14 protein-coding genes are annotated in these 18451 nt (G+C 49.6%); 7 read left to right on the top strand and 7 right to left on the bottom strand.

Going from position 1 to position 18451, the window contains the following annotated elements; genetic code table 11:
* Nucleotides 1-295 precede the first annotated feature (295 nt).
* Together ACJJIF_RS04940 and ACJJIF_RS04935 are read left to right on the top strand one after the other, a co-directional pair.
* A complete protein-coding gene (locus ACJJIF_RS04940; RefSeq protein ID WP_444931134.1) occupies nucleotides 296-856 on the top strand; it encodes a DUF2726 domain-containing protein in 561 nt (186 codons plus the stop codon).
* Complete coding sequence (locus ACJJIF_RS04935) at nucleotides 849-1676, top strand: DUF4437 domain-containing protein (RefSeq protein ID WP_444931133.1); 828 nt, start codon at nucleotides 849-851, stop codon at nucleotides 1674-1676. Before ACJJIF_RS04940 ends, ACJJIF_RS04935 begins: the two co-directional genes overlap by 8 nt.
* A 534-nt stretch (nucleotides 1677-2210) precedes the next feature.
* Here the strand turns inward: ACJJIF_RS04935 and ACJJIF_RS04930 are convergent.
* Nucleotides 2211-2981 (bottom strand): hypothetical protein, encoded by a 771-nt coding sequence (locus ACJJIF_RS04930; protein ID WP_444931132.1) that lies wholly within the window; start codon nucleotides 2979-2981, stop codon nucleotides 2211-2213.
* Nucleotides 2982-3369: 388 nt separating this feature from the next.
* Here ACJJIF_RS04930 and ACJJIF_RS04925 point away from each other — a divergent pair, with 388 nt between their 5' ends.
* Entirely contained in the window at nucleotides 3370-4215 is an 846-nt protein-coding gene (locus ACJJIF_RS04925) for a hypothetical protein (RefSeq protein ID WP_444931131.1), read from the top strand.
* 158 nt (nucleotides 4216-4373) lie between these two features.
* On the opposite strand, the gene ACJJIF_RS04920 is transcribed toward ACJJIF_RS04925, so the two are convergent.
* Together ACJJIF_RS04920 and ACJJIF_RS04915 are read right to left on the bottom strand one after the other, a co-directional pair.
* On the bottom strand, nucleotides 4374-5015 hold the full coding sequence (locus ACJJIF_RS04920; RefSeq protein ID WP_444931130.1) for a hypothetical protein: 642 nt from the start codon (nucleotides 5013-5015) through the stop codon (nucleotides 4374-4376).
* Between the two features lie 291 nt (nucleotides 5016-5306).
* A complete protein-coding gene (locus ACJJIF_RS04915) occupies nucleotides 5307-7196 on the bottom strand; it encodes a potassium transporter Kup (protein WP_444931129.1) in 1890 nt (629 codons plus the stop codon).
* Nucleotides 7197-7507: 311 nt separating this feature from the next.
* On the opposite strand from ACJJIF_RS04915, the gene ACJJIF_RS04910 reads away from it, so the two are divergent.
* Complete coding sequence (locus tag ACJJIF_RS04910) at nucleotides 7508-9148, top strand: acetolactate synthase large subunit (protein ID WP_444931128.1); 1641 nt, start codon at nucleotides 7508-7510, stop codon at nucleotides 9146-9148.
* A gap of 63 nt (nucleotides 9149-9211) precedes the next feature.
* On the opposite strand, the gene ACJJIF_RS04905 is transcribed toward ACJJIF_RS04910, so the two are convergent.
* Nucleotides 9212-9463 (bottom strand): hypothetical protein, encoded by a 252-nt coding sequence (locus ACJJIF_RS04905; protein WP_444931127.1) that lies wholly within the window; start codon nucleotides 9461-9463, stop codon nucleotides 9212-9214.
* A 157-nt stretch (nucleotides 9464-9620) separates the two neighbouring features.
* Here ACJJIF_RS04905 and norR point away from each other — a divergent pair, with 157 nt between their 5' ends.
* A complete protein-coding gene (norR, locus tag ACJJIF_RS04900) occupies nucleotides 9621-11216 on the top strand; it encodes a nitric oxide reductase transcriptional regulator NorR (RefSeq protein ID WP_444931126.1) in 1596 nt (531 codons plus the stop codon).
* Between the two features lie 220 nt (nucleotides 11217-11436).
* Here norR and ACJJIF_RS04895 read toward each other — a convergent pair whose 3' ends face one another.
* A complete protein-coding gene (locus ACJJIF_RS04895) occupies nucleotides 11437-13623 on the bottom strand; it encodes a heavy metal translocating P-type ATPase (RefSeq protein WP_444931125.1) in 2187 nt (728 codons plus the stop codon).
* A gap of 703 nt (nucleotides 13624-14326) precedes the next feature.
* On the opposite strand from ACJJIF_RS04895, the gene ACJJIF_RS04890 reads away from it, so the two are divergent.
* Entirely contained in the window at nucleotides 14327-15013 is a 687-nt protein-coding gene (locus ACJJIF_RS04890) for a metallophosphoesterase (protein WP_444931124.1), read from the top strand.
* A gap of 81 nt (nucleotides 15014-15094) precedes the next feature.
* On the opposite strand, the gene ACJJIF_RS04885 is transcribed toward ACJJIF_RS04890, so the two are convergent.
* Both ACJJIF_RS04885 and ACJJIF_RS04880 read right to left on the bottom strand, forming a co-directional pair.
* The gene (locus ACJJIF_RS04885; protein WP_444931123.1) at nucleotides 15095-16270 is read right to left on the bottom strand and encodes a thiolase family protein; all 1176 of its coding nucleotides are present in this window, start codon (nucleotides 16268-16270) and stop codon (nucleotides 15095-15097) included.
* A 363-nt stretch (nucleotides 16271-16633) separates the two neighbouring features.
* Nucleotides 16634-17772 (bottom strand): IS3 family transposase gene (locus tag ACJJIF_RS04880; protein ID WP_444931122.1). Its coding sequence is split into 2 segments (ribosomal slippage): nucleotides 16634-17523 and nucleotides 17523-17772, totalling 1140 coding nucleotides; the frame shifts between segments, so codons are not numbered across the junction.
* Here ACJJIF_RS04880 and ACJJIF_RS04875 point away from each other — a divergent pair.
* Entirely contained in the window at nucleotides 17754-17990 is a 237-nt protein-coding gene (locus ACJJIF_RS04875; protein ID WP_444931121.1) for a LysR family transcriptional regulator, read from the top strand. The two genes, ACJJIF_RS04880 and ACJJIF_RS04875, sit on opposite strands and share 19 nt — an antisense overlap.
* The last annotated feature ends 461 nt before the right edge of the window (nucleotides 17991-18451 follow it).

The raw sequence follows: 18451 nt of genomic DNA, 5'->3' as shown, positions 1-18451 counted from the left end.
GGCCCGCCCTTCGGGGCTTGCAGAGCGAATCACATTCCGTGTTGCGACTTCTTGAAAGGTCTAGACATTCCTGTGAAGCCGCGCCTTGATTGTGAACCGCTCTGCATGCCAGAGGTTCCCTGGGGTAAGAGTAGCGGCTGAGCGCCTGATTGTAATCGGGTATTATAGATAGTGGCTTTTGAGTGGTATAATTTGTATGTTTTATGTGTTTTATCGGCCTCACTTTTAGTGGTGTGGCTTGAATAAACTTAAAGATTGAGTGTAAAAACAGCAAAACTACTCGGTAATATAAAAGATGGATATTCTGATAACTGCGATAATTGCTTTTATAGCGGGTATTGTTGTAGCGGGTGCAAAGAAACCGAAAAAAACTGTATCGAAAAAACCAGTGCAGCAACCTCAGCCGGCACAAACATATGAAAAGCCTAAACCGAAGCCACTGGATGATCAATTCTTAGAGGCGTCACAAAGATGTCTGTATAGCAAGCAAAACCTGTTGAATAACTCAGAAAAAAATATTTACTGGGTTTTAGTTAAGTTTTTGAGTAAGAATTACTGTATAAACCCACAAGCATCACTAGGCGAAATACTTACTTGTGAGAATAAATTTGGTTATAGGGCGATCAATAGCAAGCGCAGTGATTTCGTTATAACGAATAAACAATTCCAACCGTTAGCGGTAATTGAGTATCAGGGTGCCGGGCACTTTCAGGGGAATTATCAGAAAAGGGACTTGACTAAGCGCAATGCCTTAAAGAGGGCAAGAGTGGCTTTTGTTCAGATTTCAGAGACTTCTGAAGAGCATATAAAGCAAACACTTGAGGAGTGTGGATTTACAATGAATTATCATGCCTAGTAAAACGGTCAGATATATTTCGATCACTAAGTTGGTGGCGTTTGCTTTGGTGGTTGGTATTTTGCCACTGCCATTGCTGGCGGTGGAGCACTCAGTGATAAGTACGGATAAAATTCAGTGGGGGTTGCTTAACCCTCTCAGAGGAGATGCCAGTCCTAGAGCGGCAGATCTATGGGGCGATCGCACAAAAGATATGGCTGCTGGCATGTTGGTGAAATTTCATAAAGGATTCTCTTCACCACCACATATTCACAATATTGCTTACCGGGGTGTAGTGATCAAAGGGTTAATACATAATGATGATCCTACAGCGAAAAATATGTGGTTGCCAGTCGGCTCGTTTTGGACTCAACCAGCCGGTGAGATTCATATCACCGCAGCAAAAGGCAAGGAAAGTCTCATTTACTTGGAGATTGATAGTGGTCCCTACCTTGTTCTTCCCGCCAAAAAGTCTTTCGATAGTGGAGAGCGTCCAATCAACGTGGATGAGAGCAATCTGGTTTGGCTCGATGCCAAAGATGCGAGTTGGTTAGGCCACAGCAAAGCACAAATAGCGTACCTATGGGGCAATCCAAGTCTTGCTCATGGTAGTTTTGTTAAGTTGTTGCCCGGTTTTAAGGGGGCGATTGAAAGTGGCAATGAATTGAAGGCTGTGGTGGTTAAGGGTAAAGCAACTTATCAGTGGGAGGATGATAAAGCTAAAACTGTATTGTCTCCGGGTAGCTTTTTTAGTTCTGAAGTAAAGGGTGAGCATAATCTTGCGGTTGATACGGAGATGATTCTCTATATCAATTCAAATGGCAGGTACAAGGTTGAGTGATTGACTTTGCCATAATAAGCTCGGCGATTTTCTGTTTTCTGTTTTCTGTTTTCTGTTTTCTGTATCGTTGAGGTGGATGTTTGTCGATGTTTAGGGGGTTTGGATAGAAGGTATTGATGGCTGTAAGATGATAAAAAGGGTCACTTTTACTGTTGTTTTATTTGTTCTGGTTTCGTGCAGTATGGCGAGAAGTGATTATGTGAGAATAACTGAGATGAGTGGTACTGCAAGTGGGGGCGAAGCGATACAATTCTGTTCCGATTTCAAGCTTACCAAGAGTCAGGCGCAGCAGTATTTTTCTCGGGCACAAATTGTATCTGTAAGAGAAATTCATGATGAATACGATGTGCTTCCCTGCTATGTATACGGTAGCGGCGAGTGGATGGGGGCGGTGTGTGAATGGGGGATAAGGGCCGGCGGTACCGGTTATGTGAGCTGTGAGGGCCAAACGCTCTTAATGGGGTGTAAGAACTGCTTGCCTAATTAGCTTATGTAAGTTTTTCTTTGTATTAGACAGCAGCCCCGGCTATTACGTTAAGATTTTTCTTGATGGCGCTCTTGGTATTTCTGGAACCAGGAATCTGCGGCATCCCTCCCAAGAAGCATAGAGGCAATTTCATATAGTCCATATACATCAGTTCCAATAGGCTGCTTTAGGGCGAGTGAAAGAAGAGATGAAATCTCTACCTCTTTGCGAAGCCATATCCCTATAGTTTCAAAACCATTGGGCCAGAATGCGAGTGACGATCCCCCTTGTGTTAGCTCATATGAATAGCTTGCTAGGAAGTCTACGATGCATCGTCGAGAGAGCGGGGTATCATCATTCCACCATTCGTCAAGATACCTGGAGACATCGAGCTCGGCACAAAAAAGAGAGGAAAGGCAGCTCATAGCACTATGAGCATCTTTCCGGCGCTCGGATTGCCACCACTGGTTCAAGAATAAATTGACAGCATTGCGTTCAGGTTCTGGCCATAACTGCCAATCGGCATAAACAAGCTTGCCCGCGATAGTTTCACAATCCATAGCTTTAGCATTGGTGGCAATTAGTTCAAGCATTCTGGGGAGAAAGTGCTTGAAGTCTTCGACTCCTCCCCAGGTGGTCATCGCTTTTCTGGAATACTTTTCTAGTTTTTCACTGGAAATCTCATGTAGAGGCACGCTAGTAAGAATTTTATTGTCTGCCTCTGAGACGCAACAGGGGCATCCCTCAATATGTGCCAACTGAGAATATCGCGCAAAAGTGTCGTATGCATTCTCGATTGCAGTTTGTAGTGCTAGAGGAAGCTTGCGATTTAAGCTCATAAGTTTTTCCGCTAGAAATCGTTATTTGATCACAGTGTAACGTAAAGTAGAAACAGAAACATACGTATAAGCCTGCGCTTGCATCTAGGGCTGCAATACAGCAATTGTGGCCTTCAGGGTCCGCTCTAGGGGTAAGGTAGAGGAAATGGGGATGACACAAATGATAATCAGGGTGAAAGTGATCAGGGTGATCGTGGTCAGAATAATTGATGTATAAGGGTTGTGAATAAGTTGTGCAAATGGAGGAGGGGGTTCATCAGATAGGGTTTGGAAAAGTCGGCTGGGTAGAGCTTCTTATTTTTAAGAGGTGTGTTACAGGCTAAGCGTTATAGCTGCCCTTGCTGGTAGTTGCCAATATGTTTTTATCATAACGCTGGAGGAATTGAGTATGCCTATTCTTAGTGATGATGTTCTCCTGACATTAGCGGGATATACCCCTACACGCGATGGGTATGATATAGCTGCGACAAATACAGGAACAATTTACGAATATGCCTGCTGGAATTGGACCTTGAGTGGAGGAGTGCTGGCGGTCAATGACCCGAAGAGTGCTCCATCTATCGTTGATGATTTGATTGTCTTTGATTGGCAGAATAATCAGGGCATTTATGCTCGTGGTGTTAATGGTGCACCTGCCGGTAATTATCCGGGCTCTGATCCTGATTTAACCATTATGAGGGATGGACTTGGGGCTGCACAAACTGTACGCGGCGGGCCCAATGTGCCATTCACTCCCGCTCAGAGTACGTTCGCCAGTGCTTTGGTCCGAGTAATGCTGCGTACTAACGGTATCACCCCGTCGGCAGTGGACGATGGACCTTATATCGTGGTCATGAAAAGTTCAGATTGGTGGAACACGGATCACTGGGCTATTGGTGTTAATGTACCGCCGAATAATCGCCGCATATATATTCAGACTGTTCCCAATGTGCCAGTGGCCCATAACTGTAATGTAGTGTGGGATGAAGACTTGCCAGATGTTACTGTCGGGGTTACCGGGCTTCTACAGGCGCATGTTGATGTTCTGAATCAAGTGCCTAAAGCGCCTTGCCGTACTTGTGGAGATATCCACGGGTGGACACCAAGTGTCATCAATAAGTGGCATCAGTGTACTCGATGCGGAGCTATCTATTGCCCTCAGCATGGAGCCGCTCTTGCAGGTAAAACGAGTACGTTAGATGAAACTCGCTCCTGTGGAGTGGAGGGGTGCGGGGGGCGTACTCGTCTTTGGTAAAAGGTAATTTAAGGCACTCAGTGTGTCGGGGTAAATTGACAAAAGGTAGGAGATGAAGCTCCTTTTATGCCGCCCTTATAAAGAGGGATGCTTTCAGCTGGAAGGGCAGGGAATTATATCGTTGGATAGGTCGCGATTACGGCGACCTATCCGTTTTTTTATTCTTCTATATGTATAGGATCTACACCCTTGTTCGCCAAAAGAGTCTGTAGGCGAGCATCCGGGAACTTCTCAGTTGGGGCATTCTCTGTGAAGTGTCCGGCTCCCCATAGCATCAAGCGGCCTGTCTCAACGTTGGTGCCAACTTTCAAGTAATTGGATATGGTGTCAGATGCAAATTCATCTCTTATTTCTATAGCGGTAGGTGAGGCAAGGGATAAGGCGCCACAATTCTTTTTGTTTAACTCCTCCTGAGTGTCCTGGTAGTCTTTGTCGCAGGCCAAGACTTGTACCCCCATTCCTATTGCTCTAGCGGTCAATTCCTTTAGGGAAGGTTCTGAATCTGTCGAGTTTAATAGTCTAAAGTAGCCACCTGTGTTTAAAATCTCTAATGCTTTTTCATAGGAAACTTTAAGGTCGAGCATTTCAGAGATTGCTGCATTTAGCTTTGCTCCGTACTCATTGGCAATGGCTCCATTATTTGAGTCGGCGCTGAACTGGTATTCAATAAAGAATATTTTCACTAGCCCACTATTAATGAGTTCCCGGGCATCTTCGCGAGCATTAGCTTGAGTATGGGTGTCTGCCAGTGCCACCAAGCAATTGGTTTGCAGCTTTTCTTTTAAGTCTGCTATTGACATTTTCTACCGGTTCTCCGTTGATATATGCAAAGTTATTAGACTACCTGAGGTTTATAAAACTCGTGAAATCAATATGATTTTGAGCGGATCGTGAAAGTAAAAACAGCCTTCCCTTCAGTGATCGCAGGCAATGAAAGCAAAAACTCCTGAGTATAATCATCATGAAAAATCTCCCCCGGTTTAGCGAGGGTGTAGCTTATAGGGCGCGCAGGGGTGAAAGTGGTGGAGATGTAAAGGGATGGGGTGCAAATTTTTTCAGAGGATTTTCAAAAACCAAGGTGGCGCGTGGCGTTAAATTTCTATGTTCTCCTGCACCTCGACCGTCCGATGAGCTGGGATGCGATAATAATTAATTGTACTGCTTGCATTTCGCACCATAGCGGCAAAAATGCGCTCTCGCCAATTTGCCATCTCACTATAGCCACGTTTAACGGGGAATATATTGTAGCGGCAAGTGAAAAAGGAGGCTTTATTGGGGTCTATATCTAACAAGTGCACCTTTTTAAGTTTGTTTAATGTTTTTTCAATATTGGGGCTTTCCATATAGCCATACCGCAATATCAACCTGAGGCACCCACCTCCCAAGTCACTCATAATTACACGATTTTTTAGCATGACTTTTGGTGTGTTAGCTGCTGTAACGGTAAGAAAAAGGTTGTTTTCATGTAGAACACTGTTGTGCCTTAAGTTATAAATCAAGGCGTGGGGAACATATAGCTGATTGGAACTGACAAAAATCGCTGTTCCCGGTACTCGCAGGGGAGGGTTTTCAAGTAGTGAGTGTAGGTAGGGTTCTAATTTGTAGTTTTTGCTTTCCATATAGCGGCCAATGGCTTTTTTGCCGTCGCGCCAGGTTACGATCAGCAAGGTAATAAACCCGGCAAGGCTAATAGAAAACCAACCGCCATGGCCTATCTTGGCCAAGTTGGAGAGCACAAAGGCAAAGTCAATAAGGGCGAAGCAAGATCCCGCGATAAGACAAATGGCCAGGTTGTATTTGAGGTGATGGCGATACACAACCGCAGCCATGCAGGAGGTGATGAGCATGGTACCACTGACTGAGACGCCATAGGCGCCGGCCAAGTGTGTGGAGCTGCCGAAGAGAACCGCTACGAGAATGACCGCTGACATTAACAAGTAGTTGACGCCAGGCATATAAACTTGCCCCGCTAGCGATGATGAGGTGTGGCGAACTGCGAAGCGGGGCATCATACCAAGCTGAGTGCCCTGTTTTACCAGAGAGAAAGTCCCGGAGATGCACGCCTGAGAGGCGATGCAGGTGGCTGCGGTTGCGAGAACAATCATCGGGTAGAGGGCCCACTCCGGGTACATCCGATAGAAGGGGTTATCTACCGCTGAAGTATCGCTTATCAGCAGTGCGCCCTGTCCCATGTAGTTCAGTACCAGGGCGGGGAATACTAGCCCTATCCAAACTATGCGTATAGGTGTGCGGCCGAAGTGGCCCATGTCGGTATACAGGGCCTCGCCCCCGGTAAATACGAGCAGTACGGCACCCAGAATCCAGAATGAGGCCATGCCGTGGTCACTGAGGAATCTCACGGCATGTAGGGGATTAATCGAGAGGAGGATAATGGGATTCTGTATCACCCAAAAAAGCCCTGTGATCAGTAAAATTAAAAACCAAATGGCGGTGATGGGGCCAAATAGTTTTCCCACGGTTTCGGTGCCAAAGCGCTGTACAAAAAACAATCCAAAGAGTACGCCGATAGAGATAGGAAGGATGAACGGTTTAAGTGTCCCGTTGACGATTTCCAGGCCTTCAATTGCGGAGAGAACGGAGATGGCCGGGGTAATAACCGCATCGCCAAAAAAAAGTGCGGCACCACAGATTCCGCTACCGATAATGAGCTTTCTCAGTGATTTCCGCCCCTCTGTTGCTTCGAGGGCTAGCGTCATCAGCGCCATGATTCCGCCTTCCCCCCGGTTGTCCAGGCGCATTACCAATATCACGTACTTAATAGTGACGATAAGGGTAAGTGCCCAGAACACCGCAGATACTCCACCGATAATGGTCTCGCTGTTGTGGGGGATTCCATATCTGGGGTGGAAGATCAGCTTGAAGGCATAGAGTGGACTGGTGCCGATATCACCAAAAACAACTCCGAGAGCCGCAAGTGAAAGAACCCAGTGTTTTTCAGCGCCTTCTGAGCGAGATTTCATTTGCAACTCTTATCATCCGGTGTCATACAACAGAGGCAGTGATTCACGGCTTACAAGGGCGCTCGCTGTCACGAAGTGAATAGGGGGTAGCGGTGCGCAAGCGATTGAATTTCCCTGAGGCTGATCTTAGCAATCCATAGCCAAGCCACCCTGTGAGCGGCGCTCCAGGGTGCAAACTGGCAGGCCTATAAGCTGGGTTGTGCGATAGAGGTGTCCGGGTAATTGAGCTTATAGCGCAAAGTCGTTACTAGAGCTGCGCTTTTAGCGCTAATCTGCACGCCAGAGGCGCGGAACTACAGGAACCTTTCCCCATGAAAGCATCAGACCTTTTTATTCGCGCCCTTGAGAGAGAGGGAGTGGAGTATATCTTCGCAATTCCGGGGGAGGAAAACCTGGATCTGTTGGAGTCTTTACGTGGTTCAAAAATTCAGTTGATAGTCACGCGCCATGAACAGGGTGCAGGCTTTATGGCTGCAACCTATGGCCGTCTTACCGGCAAGCCGGGTGTATGTATGTCGACACTGGGTCCCGGTGCCACGAACCTGGTGACCGCTGCGGCCTATGCCCAGCTCGGCGGCATGCCGATGGTGATGATTACCGGTCAAAAACCGATTAAGAGTTCCAAGCAGGGGCAGTTTCAGATTATTGATATCGTCGATATGATGCGACCGCTGACCAAATTTACCAAGACGATCGTGGGCGGTGATTATGTGCCAGCTCAGGTTCGCGAGGCCTTCCGACAATCGGAAGAGGAGCGGCCGGGAGCTACCCACTTGGAGTTCCCCGAGGATATTGCCCGCGAACAATCCAGTATGCCGGTATTGGAGCCCAGTTATATACGCCGACCGGTCGCAGAGGAAAAGGCGGTGCGCAAAGCCGCAGGGGCTATCGCCGCCGCGCGCAAGCCGCTGCTGTTGGTGGGAGCCGGTGCAAATCGCAAACTGACCGCTACGATGTTGCGCAAGTTTGTCGATAAGCTCGCTATTCCAGTAGTGACAACTCAGATGGGGAAGGGGGTGATTGATGAATCAGGCTCGCACTTTATCGGCAATACCGCACTTTCCGATGGGGACTTTGTACATCGGGCGATTGAGCAGGCCGATCTGATTATTAATGTGGGCCACGATGTTGTTGAAAAGCCCCCTTTCTTTATGCGCCCTGGTGGTCCGGAGGTTGTACATATCAACTTTAATTCCGCGCAGGTAGACCCGGTCTATTTTCCACAGATTGAGGTCGTGGGGGATATCGCCAACAGCTTATGGCAGCTCGACCAGCATCTGGAGCCCCAGGAACATTGGAGCTTTACCGACGCACGTCGCATCCGCACGGCACTTCAAAACCATATCCAGGAGAGTTCAAAGGACGCCACTTTCCCGATTTGCCCGCAGCGACTGGTGAAGGACTTGCGCGAGGTAATGCCGGAGAAGGGGATTATTGCCTTGGATAATGGCATGTTCAAAATATGGTTTGCCCGCAATTATCCCGCGTTGGCACCGAATACCGTACTGCTCGACAATGCTCTGGCAACTATGGGGGCGGGTTTGCCCTCGGCGATGGCCGCTAAGCTGGTGTATCCAGATCGGCGCGTTGTCGCTATTTGCGGGGATGGGGGCTTTATGATGAATTCCCAGGAGATTGAGACGGCGGTTCGTCTACAGCTCGATCTTATCGTACTTATTTTGCGCGATGATGCCTATGGAATGATCAAATGGAAGCAGGCGATGATGGAGTTTAATGATTTTGGCCTGGATTTTGGTAATCCCGATTTTGTCGATTATGCAAAATCCTATGGTGCCCATGGCCATAGGATCGCGGCCACCGACGAATTAAAACCGGTGATTGAAATGTGTTGCCGGACGGGGGGTGTCCACCTGGTCGATATCCCTATGGATTACAGTCAAAACGACCGTATTCTGAATCATGAAATCCGCGAGCTGTCGAGCAAGCTTTAAAGGTGTGAATTGAGACCGCAAGGCCCACAATTCACACGGTTAGCCAGAAGGGGAGGCGGTTGGTCAGCGAACCTCTAAATTGAGATTGTATTGCGCGACCACACGGCCTATATAGCCCAGCTTTAAAAATGTCGCACTGATTACCATAAAGATATGACCTGCGACCTGTATGGGAATGGAAAATAGGTGTGATAGTGGGTAGCAAATTACGATCGTTAGAATCAACAGCGGGACTGACAGCAGCAGGGTAAAGTTTCCGGCTTTTAGCAATAACTTGAAGCGCTTATGCAGGAGGGGATTTTCTGTATTCAGCATATCGGTCTCTAGTAGCAAACGGCGTCAAACTAACTAGAGCAACTGTTATGCCAACTATAAAAATCAATAAAAACAAAGGGTTATAAGCTGTTTGTAAGAATTGTATGTCAAATTGACCTATTTTTTATTCGTGTCATAATGACACAAAAAGAACTTTTTGACTGATACAGTTATGGTCGATACTAACGCAACTCTCTTACTTGAAGTGGCCCTGGATTTGGCCAACAGCCTTAACAACAGCGATCGCTTTGAGCGTTTGCTATCTACTATCCGCAAGGCGATCAAATGTGATGCGGTTGCCCTGCTCGGTCTCAACGGCGATACACTTAGCCCCCTTGCGGTACAGGGGCTTGCCCGGCGAACACTGGGGCGGCGGTTTGTGATTGAGGAGCACCCGCGACTTGCGCAGATTTGTGCCTCGGAACACCCCGTACGTTTCCCTTCAGACTGCCAGCTGCCAGACCCCTTTGACGGCCTGCTTTTAGATCGGGAGGGCGATCTTCCTGTGCACTCCTGCATGGGGCTGCCGCTCTATTCGGACAATCACCTGATTGGACTGGTAACAGTGGACAGTATGTCAGCAGATGCCTATGCCCGAATCAGTGATCGAACCCTGGAGTTAATAGCCGCATTGTCTGCGGCCACTTTGCGTACTGCCCTCGAACTCAAAGCGCTGTCGCACTCCGCTGAGCATGCTGAACAATTGGTGAGAGACCTAACCCAGCAGGCGCTGGAGCGCGATGGGGGTGAGTTGATTGGGGAGAGCACGGAAATGCAGGCGCTGCGCAGTGAAATAGAACTGGTCGCGGGGTCGGATTATAACGTGCTGATTCTCGGCGAGACGGGGGTGGGAAAGGAGTTGGTGGCCCGCACGGTTCACCGTTTATCGGCTCGTAAGGAAAAGCCGTTAGTCTATTTAAATTGCGCCTCCCTCACTGAAACCCTGGCGGAGGCGGAGCTCTTTGGCCATTCAAAAGGCGCCTTCACCGGTGCCGATCGCGAAAGGCCCGGTAAATTTTTACTGGCGAATGGGGGCACTATTTTCCTGGATGAGGTTGGTGAGCTGCCGCTTGTCGTACAGAGTAAATTGTTGCGGGTATTGCAAAGTGGTGAGATTCAGCCGGTGGGTAAGGATACGGTGCAACATGTGGATGTACGTATTGTAGCAGCGACCAATCGGGACCTGCGCAAGGGGATTGAAGGGGGGACTTTCCGCGCTGATCTTTACCACCGGCTCTCCGTATATCCTTTAGAGGTTCCGCCCCTGTGTCGCAGGGACAATGATGTTCTGCTGCTGGCCGATTATTTTTTGGAGCGCTCGCGCAGAAAACTGGGCTTTCGCCAGTTGCGCCTCAGTACAGAGGCCACCAACAAGCTAAAGCGGTACGCTTGGCCGGGTAATGTTCGCGAGCTGGAGCATATTATCAGCCGCGCAGCTCTTCGGGCCCGAAAAGGGAGTTCCCCAGAAGCTATCGTTGCAATTACCGCAACGCAAATTGAAATTCCGGATGATCAAGTTGTTCAAGTGGCGGCGAAAAAACCGGTAGCATTGCTGTCCGAGGCTATTGATCTCAGGGCGGAAACTGACAACTATCAGCGTGAACTTATTGGGCAAGCCCTGGCTGAGACCGATGGCAACTGGAGTAGAGCGGCAAAATTATTGTCAGCGGACCGGGGGAACCTGGTGCGTCTCGCCAAAAGGTTGGGAATTTACATTAAGAAAGAAGTTATTCGGGGCAAGCGGTCTATTTGAAGCAAGGAATGCAGTTTACACTCTAATTAGAGGGTTGTGCCCCTGGGCTACATCCATTCTATAACCCAAATGTTCTCATCGAGCTAAACGGGCAAGGTGGGCAGGTAAGAGCGATTTATATCGGAGATAATCAACCGGCAGAATTTATTAGTGCTGTGAATGATGCTGAGGATAGCTTGGCGACACCGCTCAGCAGCACTAATTAATACGTTGGGGTTAATTATTTTCTCATCACCCGGAGCCCATTAAAGACGACTAATAAACTGGTGCCCATATCGGCAAAAACAGCCATCCACATAGTTGCCTCCCCGGCAAAGGCAAGTGCGAGAAAGGCGGCTTTAATCCCCAGTGCCAGGATAATGTTTTGCCATAGGATATGAGCGGTGGAGCGGGATAGCTGAATAAAGGTGGCAATCTTGCCCAGATTGTCATCCATCAAGGCGACATCGGCGGTTTCTATTGCCGTATCGGTTCCTGTCGCGCCCATGGCAAAACCGATATCGGCGCGGGCTAGGGCGGGGGCATCGTTAATACCATCACCCACCATTCCAACCCGGCCCCTCCCTGCCAGAGCTTCGATTTCACGCAGTTTATCCTCCGGTAGTAGGTTGCCTTGGGCACGGTCGATGCCGACTTGCCCGGCAATAGCATCTGCGGTGTGCTGGTTGTCTCCGGTGAGCATCAGTGTTTTTACGCCCAGTCTGTGTAGGCTATCGATGGCCTGCCGGCTCGAGTCCTTTACGGTATCTGCAACGGCAAACATTGCCAGTACGGTGTGCTCTTGGATCAGCATTACGACCGTTTTTCCCTCTGCTTCGAGGGCTCGCAGCTGCTGTTCCAGATCAGCGGAGCAGGCGCCCAGCTCTTCAACAAGGCGGTGATTGCCCAGGTAGCAGGGCTCCCCGTGAATCCGACCCCTAACGCCGCGCCCGGCCAGGGCTTCAAAAGCCTCTATCTCCGCTAAGCGGTCGTGGGGGATCTGGGCGAACTCCAGCACGGCCTTGGATACCGGGTGATCTGAGCGCTCGGCGAGGCTGGCGGCTAATATTTGCACCTCCTCCGCAGGCATCGGCGCTATCATTTTGAAGTCTGTAACGGTAGGCCGGCCCTGAGTGAGGGTGCCGGTTTTATCTAGTGCCAGCCAGCGAAGGTGGCGTCCCTGCTCGAGATAGGCTCCGCCTTTTATCAAGATACCGTGGCGGGTTGCGGAGGCCAAGCCGCTGACAATGGTGACAGGTGTTGCGATCACCAGTGCGCAGGGGCAGGCGATAACCAGTAGTACGAGCGCGCGATAGACCCACTCCATCCAACTGCCGGCGAAAAACAGTGGTGGTATTAGCGCCGTTGCCAGGGCAACAGCAAATACCAGAGGCGTATACCAGCGGGCGAACTGATCGACAAAGCGCTGGGTGGGTGCGCGGCTGCCCTGTGCGGCCTCTACAGCGTGAATAATTCGGGCGAGTAGGGCATCGTTGGCTGCGGCGGTAGATTGGTACTCAAGTGCTCCGGACTCGTTGATACTGCCAGCGAAGAGTTCATCCCCGGGGCCTTTGTCGACGGGGAGGCTCTCCCCGGTAATTGGAGCTTGATTGACGGCTGAATTCCCGCGAGTGACCCTCCCATCCAAGGCGATTCGCTCCCCGGGGCGCACTCGGATCATTGCACCGAGGGGAACGGACTTGGCGGACATGGAAACCCACTCGCCATCTGGCCCCTGCACTGTGGCAGTCTCAGGGGCCAGGTTCATCAGTTCACGAATGGCATTGCGGGCGCGATCCAGGGATTTGGCTTCAATTAACTCCGCCAAAGTGAATAGCACCATCACCATTGCCGCTTCGGGCCAGTGGCCGATGAGGAGGGCGCCGGTAACCGCGATGGACATCAGCGCATTCATATTTAGGTTGCGATTGCTGAGTGCAATCCAGCCTTTTTTATAAGTCGTGAGTCCGCCGCCTGCGATAGCGGCCAAGGCCAGAACCATCACTAGCCAGTTGTGGCTCCCCAACAGCCAGGATGTGATCTCTGAAGCAATCGCTGCCAAGCCAGCGCCGCCCAGTAGCCACCAGTTCGCCTGGGTGCTGGGAGGGGCAGAATCTATATCTTTCTCGGTGGCCAGGCGCGCATCTAGATCTAGGGGACCAAGGGTGTTTAGGATTTTGCTTTCCAAGCCGGGGGCGTGGCGCACCTGTAAGATTCTCTGGACCAGATTAAAGTCCAGCTGGTAAATGCCCTGCATGCCGGAGAGCTTGGCGCGTATCAAGCCCTCTTCGGTGGGGCAGTCCATCTTGCTGATGGAGAACAGGGATAGATCCCCTTTGTCGCTGTTATTATTGATATTGTGAACCGGTGTTGTGGCTGCGGTTTGGGTAGCTCCGCCGCAGCCGCAACTGGAATCGCGCTTGACCATGATTCATTCTCGGATAGATCAGTCGGTGAGCCAGTATTACAGTCCCTACCTATAGTAACTATAGAGTCAAGTAGCCTCAATGTGAGAGCTGTGTCTTTATTGAGGCTCACTTTGGAGCGGGGTTCACACTCTGCGCGGCAAGGAGAGTATGGCTTGCAAAACTGATGAAATTGCCGGGATGCTCGCCTATAAGAATAGGTGGGGCTCCCTCTCAAACCTATCTGCCCTAAGAACAATTTTCGATTTTATTCCGGTACACCTCTAGAGCAGTTCCATGCTATTTGCCCGTGATATTCTTGCCTGCTGTAATCAAAGGAGCTCCTCGAAAACCACACAGATATCAATTGAAGACTTGATAAGTAGATCAAGCGGATAGACACGTAGTTGGAATCTCTAAAGTCATTGCGACAAAGCCTGCGATATTTCGCGAGCACTTATGGTTTTCTACTGTCATAATTGCCGCACAAACAGATGAAAATTACTAGAAACGCCCTGAGTAATTCTGTAATTATTCGGGGCCTTCCTAGCAGAGGTGGCTGTGGTAGCGTTAACAAAACTACGTATAACTTTTATCGTCTTATGTTGTATCGGCCTGTTGCTGGCCGCTTGGGCATTTTTTATCGAGCCGGCAAGCTTAAGAATTAAAGAAGATAGAGTTTTGGTGGAGACTTGGCCCGAGGCATGTAACGGGCTCAGGGTAGCCGTGCTTGCTGATCTGCATGTAGGGGCGCCTTATAAAGGCCGCAAGAGTTTGCGTGAATTAGTTATCGCCGTTAACAAAAGTAAGCCCGACCTTATTTTACTACCTGGAGACTTTGTTATTCAGGGAGTTGTTGGGGGCTCCTTTGTGACACCGGAAGATGCGGCACAAATCCTCAAAACACTCAGGGCGCCGATGGGGGTGTATGCGGTATTAGGCAATCACGACTGGTGGCTGGATGCCGCGCGTGTGGCCTCAGCATTTTCACAGCGCGGTATTCCCGTACTGGAGGATCGCTCCAGGTTGATCGCAGAGGGTAATTGCAAGCTCCGCCTTGTAGGTATCAGTGATTTTTGGGAGGGTCCCCACGATATTGCTAAGGCAATGAGCGATGTACAGGAGGGGGAGTCTGTGTTGGCTTTTACCCACAACCCGGACATATTCCCCCTGATTCCCGCCCGTGTTGCTCTAACCATTGCGGGGCACACCCATGGTGGACAGGTTTACTTGCCACTGATTGGGCGCCCAATTGTTCCCTCTCACTACGGAGAGCGTTTTGCCATCGGGCATAAAGTGGAGGAGGGAAAGCACCTCTATGTTAGCCCTGGGGTGGGAACCAGTATTTTACCGGTGCGCTTTCTGGTGCCACCAGAAGTGACGATACTGACGGTCTCCAAAGGCGTTCCCTAGCTGCTAGTGCCGCTAAAGCCTTTAGGCTGAAAAGGATTGTCACTACCTCGGCTTTGCTAAAAGTTGTCGTCTTGTTGTCAGTCAACGCTCTAGGTAGGCGGCTGTCGCCATGCCACCGGCAGTACAGACCCCAATGATCGCCCTGTGGGCGTCGCGCCGGCCCAATTCCAGTAGGGTTGAGCCTAAATAGCGGATACCCGACATGCCGTAGGGGTGTCCCAGTGCTATGGCGCCACCGTTGACATTGGTAATCTCCCAGGGGGTATTTAGTTCTGCTTGGTTGTAGAGGGTGGTTACGGCAAACGCCTCATGTAGCTCCCAAAGGTCGATCATGTCATGGCTCAGCTGGTGGTGTTTCATCAGCCGATTGACCGCTGGCGCTATCGCAATACTCATCTCTTTCGGCGCTATAGCCGCAAGTTGCATACCGCGAAATAGCCCCAGAATAGGCAGGTTTCTCTGTGCGGCCAATTCTGCATCCATCATTACTACAGCGGCGGCGCCATCGGACAGCTGTGATGCATTGCCGGCGGTCACCGTTCCTCCTGTGTTTACTGGCTCTAGGGCAGATAGAGCTTCCATTGTGGTGCTGGGGCGGGGACCTTCATCCTCTGCCAGGGTGACTTTCAGACGATTGATTTCGCCGCGCTCTCTATCTTTCACCGCCATCACGGTATCAAACGGTGTGATCTCCTCGGCAAACTTACCGGCCTTGCGAGCTTCCGCCACACGTTTTTGCGATTCAACAACATAGCGGTCTTGATCCTCCCGGCTGATATTGTATTGATCGGCGACATAGTCTGCCGTTTGAATCATGGTCCACCAAACTGCCGGTATTTTCTTTTGTAGCGGCTCATACACAAAGTGGTTCAGGTTCAAATTGAACTGTACCAGGCTGATACTCTCCACTCCCCCTGCGATCCCGATTTGCATTTCACCGGCGGCGATACGATTGGCCACAATGGAAGCGGCATTAAGCCCAGACCCGCAATACCGATTAATGGTAAAGCCCGGTATTTGAGAGCCAAATCCGGCAAATAGCGCCGCATTGCGGGCGATATTGTGCCCGGTAGCCCCCTCGGGTAAACCGCACCCCAATACAATATCCTCCACTTCTGGTGGCGTTAAACCCGCTTTATAGACCACCTCTCTCAACACGTGGGCAGCCATAGATATGCCGTGGGTTTCATTTAAGGCGCCCCGTCGGGCTTTGGCGATGGCGGTTCTACAATAGGCAATAATGGCGACATCTCTCATGGGTGTAGCTCACAGGGTCGGGTAGGGGATGTGTTTACATTAGATTAGATGAGAGCGCTTGCAGGGGCGGAGGCAGGTGTCCTATTTTTACGCCTGTCAGATTGATAGACCTTTAACTCAGTCCCTAAGTGCAATCGCGGTATGTTACCTTGATGTAGCATCCGTTTTACTGAGGTGTGTCCCTAAACTCCCTACTTTTGGCAGCTAAGATATTGAGAGTGCTAGCGCGATTCATATTGATCTGTCTAACTAAAGTCATCGTGTGACATCTCAGCACTCCCATGCGGAAACGCCCTTCTACTAATTTGCTCATCCCTTTTGGTGCGGCAGCCCTGTTGTGGTCAAGTCCAACCGGACACCTCTTTAAGCACATTTCTCAAATTCGATAGGGGTTACATCCCCCAATGTTGTGTGTATTCTGCATGAGTTGTAATAAGCAATATAGGCTCTCACATCTGCTGTCGCGTCCACCCTTGTTTCATAGAGATTTCCCGTTAGCCACTCTCGCTTCAGGCTGCTAAAAAACCGTTCTGTTGGTGCGTTGTCCCAGCAATTTCCTTTACGGCTCATTGAACATACCATTCCATGCTCCTTCAGCAACGCCTGATAGGTATGGCTGGCATACTGACTGCCTCGATCAGAGTGGTGTAGAAGGCCTTGCGGTGGTGTGCGTAAATTGACGGCCATCATCAGCGCACGACTCGCCAAAGCCGTTTCCATCTGGCGATCTAGGTGCCAACCAACTATCCGGCGTGAATAGAGATCAATTACTACCGCCAAGTACAACCATCCCTGTAGCGTCCAGATGTATGTAATATCCGTAGCCCAAACTTGATTTTTAGCACTCGGCGAAAAATCCCTATTCAGAAGATTCTCTGCAATGGGCAGTTGGTGTTTGCTATCTGTCGTCAACGCAAAACGCTTCTTGCGTTTTACTGCCAAACCTAGCTTTTTCATTAGCTTTCGGACTCGATAGCGCCCAATTTTAAAGCCCTCTCTGCGTAATAGCTTCATTAGTCGGCGGCTTCCCAAGCTCTGCCGAGATTCTGCAAATAAGGCCTTCAAGCGATGGCATAGTTGCCATGTTTGGCTATCTATTGAGCTATCACTGCGATGGCACCAATCGTAATAGCTGCTCTTTTTTACCTGCATTACTCGGCAAAGCATCCTAACTGGAAAGCTACTTTTCTGCTCTTTGATGAAGCTGTACTTTACTTCATTTCTTTCGCAAAGAAGGCGCTGGCCTTTTTTAGGATTTCCTTCTCCATCCGCAAGCGCTTGTTTTCACGTCGCAACCGATCCAATTCAGCGCGCTCGCCTGCATCCAACCTTACTCCGCTCTCTTCCTGCTTCAGCTCCTTTACCCAGCGTCGCAAGTTATTAGCAGTAGTCCCTACAGCCTCTGCGGCCTTAGAAATCGAATAGCCTTGTTCAGAGACAAGAGCTACAGCGTCTTTCTTGAACTCCGGCTTGAATTGCCGGCGTGTACCTTTTGTTGTCATACGTCACCTCACTTGGTAGTTTTACCATCTTAGCGAAGTGTCCGGAAGTATTAGACCACTACACCCCTCATCAGAGCTTTAAAAAAGCTGTGCAAGAACGTTTTGTAACGCCTTCATCCGTTGGTCACCAGATAAGGGTATTGGAGACTGAATTACAAACAAAGCTGTTTATTTGTCTGCACAGGACTATCGAGTTGACATCTATTGGTAGGGAATAGCACCAAAAAATTACCAGGGCATTACAGGAACTCTGCGAGGCAACAGCTGATTTGATGGCACAGGGTCGAGACGAGACACTTATCATTTACAGAGCTCCATTTCTGACGAATACGTTATTCGCACCCAGTATTAAAACCTTTAAAACACTGTACCTGAGACGGGAAATCAGTATTGAACCTGAATCAACTCGTGCTTGTATAAAATTGAGGCAGCTACAAATTACCATTCGACATGATAAGCAGCTGAACGATGACTTGTGTTATCGGGAAATCTGTAAAGTTCAGGTTTCGCTGGTTTGCGTGCCGGGCTATCTCAAAAAAGACCGGATAAGCCAGATTCAACTGCCAGGGGATAAACTGGGGTGCATAAGTGGCTAGAGGATTGGGGGGGCAACAGGGTTCAGCGAGACGTTAACTTGTGATGACTTGGAGCCTACATTTGAGATGACTAAACAGGGATT

The sequence above is a fragment of the Microbulbifer regidiadema (SeqCode) genome, from assembly GCF_052467605.1.
This window is presented reverse-complemented; position numbering and strand designations above follow the sequence as displayed.

Bases quoted from the DNA above. Each gene is read 5' to 3' on its own strand.
- ACJJIF_RS04940 (WP_444931134.1), top strand. From the start codon at position 296: ATGGATATTCTGATAACTGCGATAATTGCTTTTATAGCGGGTATTGTT.
- ACJJIF_RS04905 (WP_444931127.1), bottom strand. From the start codon at position 9,463: ATGCTGAATACAGAAAATCCCCTCCTGCATAAGCGCTTCAAGTTATTG.
- ACJJIF_RS04920 (WP_444931130.1), bottom strand. From the start codon at position 5,015: ATGTCAATAGCAGACTTAAAAGAAAAGCTGCAAACCAATTGCTTGGTG.
- ACJJIF_RS04910 (WP_444931128.1), top strand. From the start codon at position 7,508: ATGAAAGCATCAGACCTTTTTATTCGCGCCCTTGAGAGAGAGGGAGTG.
- ACJJIF_RS04935 (WP_444931133.1), top strand. From the start codon at position 849: ATGCCTAGTAAAACGGTCAGATATATTTCGATCACTAAGTTGGTGGCG.
- ACJJIF_RS04885 (WP_444931123.1), bottom strand. From the start codon at position 16,270: ATGAGAGATGTCGCCATTATTGCCTATTGTAGAACCGCCATCGCCAAA.
- ACJJIF_RS04915 (WP_444931129.1), bottom strand. From the start codon at position 7,196: ATGAAATCTCGCTCAGAAGGCGCTGAAAAACACTGGGTTCTTTCACTT.
- ACJJIF_RS04925 (WP_444931131.1), top strand. From the start codon at position 3,370: ATGCCTATTCTTAGTGATGATGTTCTCCTGACATTAGCGGGATATACC.
- ACJJIF_RS04895 (WP_444931125.1), bottom strand. From the start codon at position 13,623: ATGGTCAAGCGCGATTCCAGTTGCGGCTGCGGCGGAGCTACCCAAACC.
- ACJJIF_RS04930 (WP_444931132.1), bottom strand. From the start codon at position 2,981: ATGAGCTTAAATCGCAAGCTTCCTCTAGCACTACAAACTGCAATCGAG.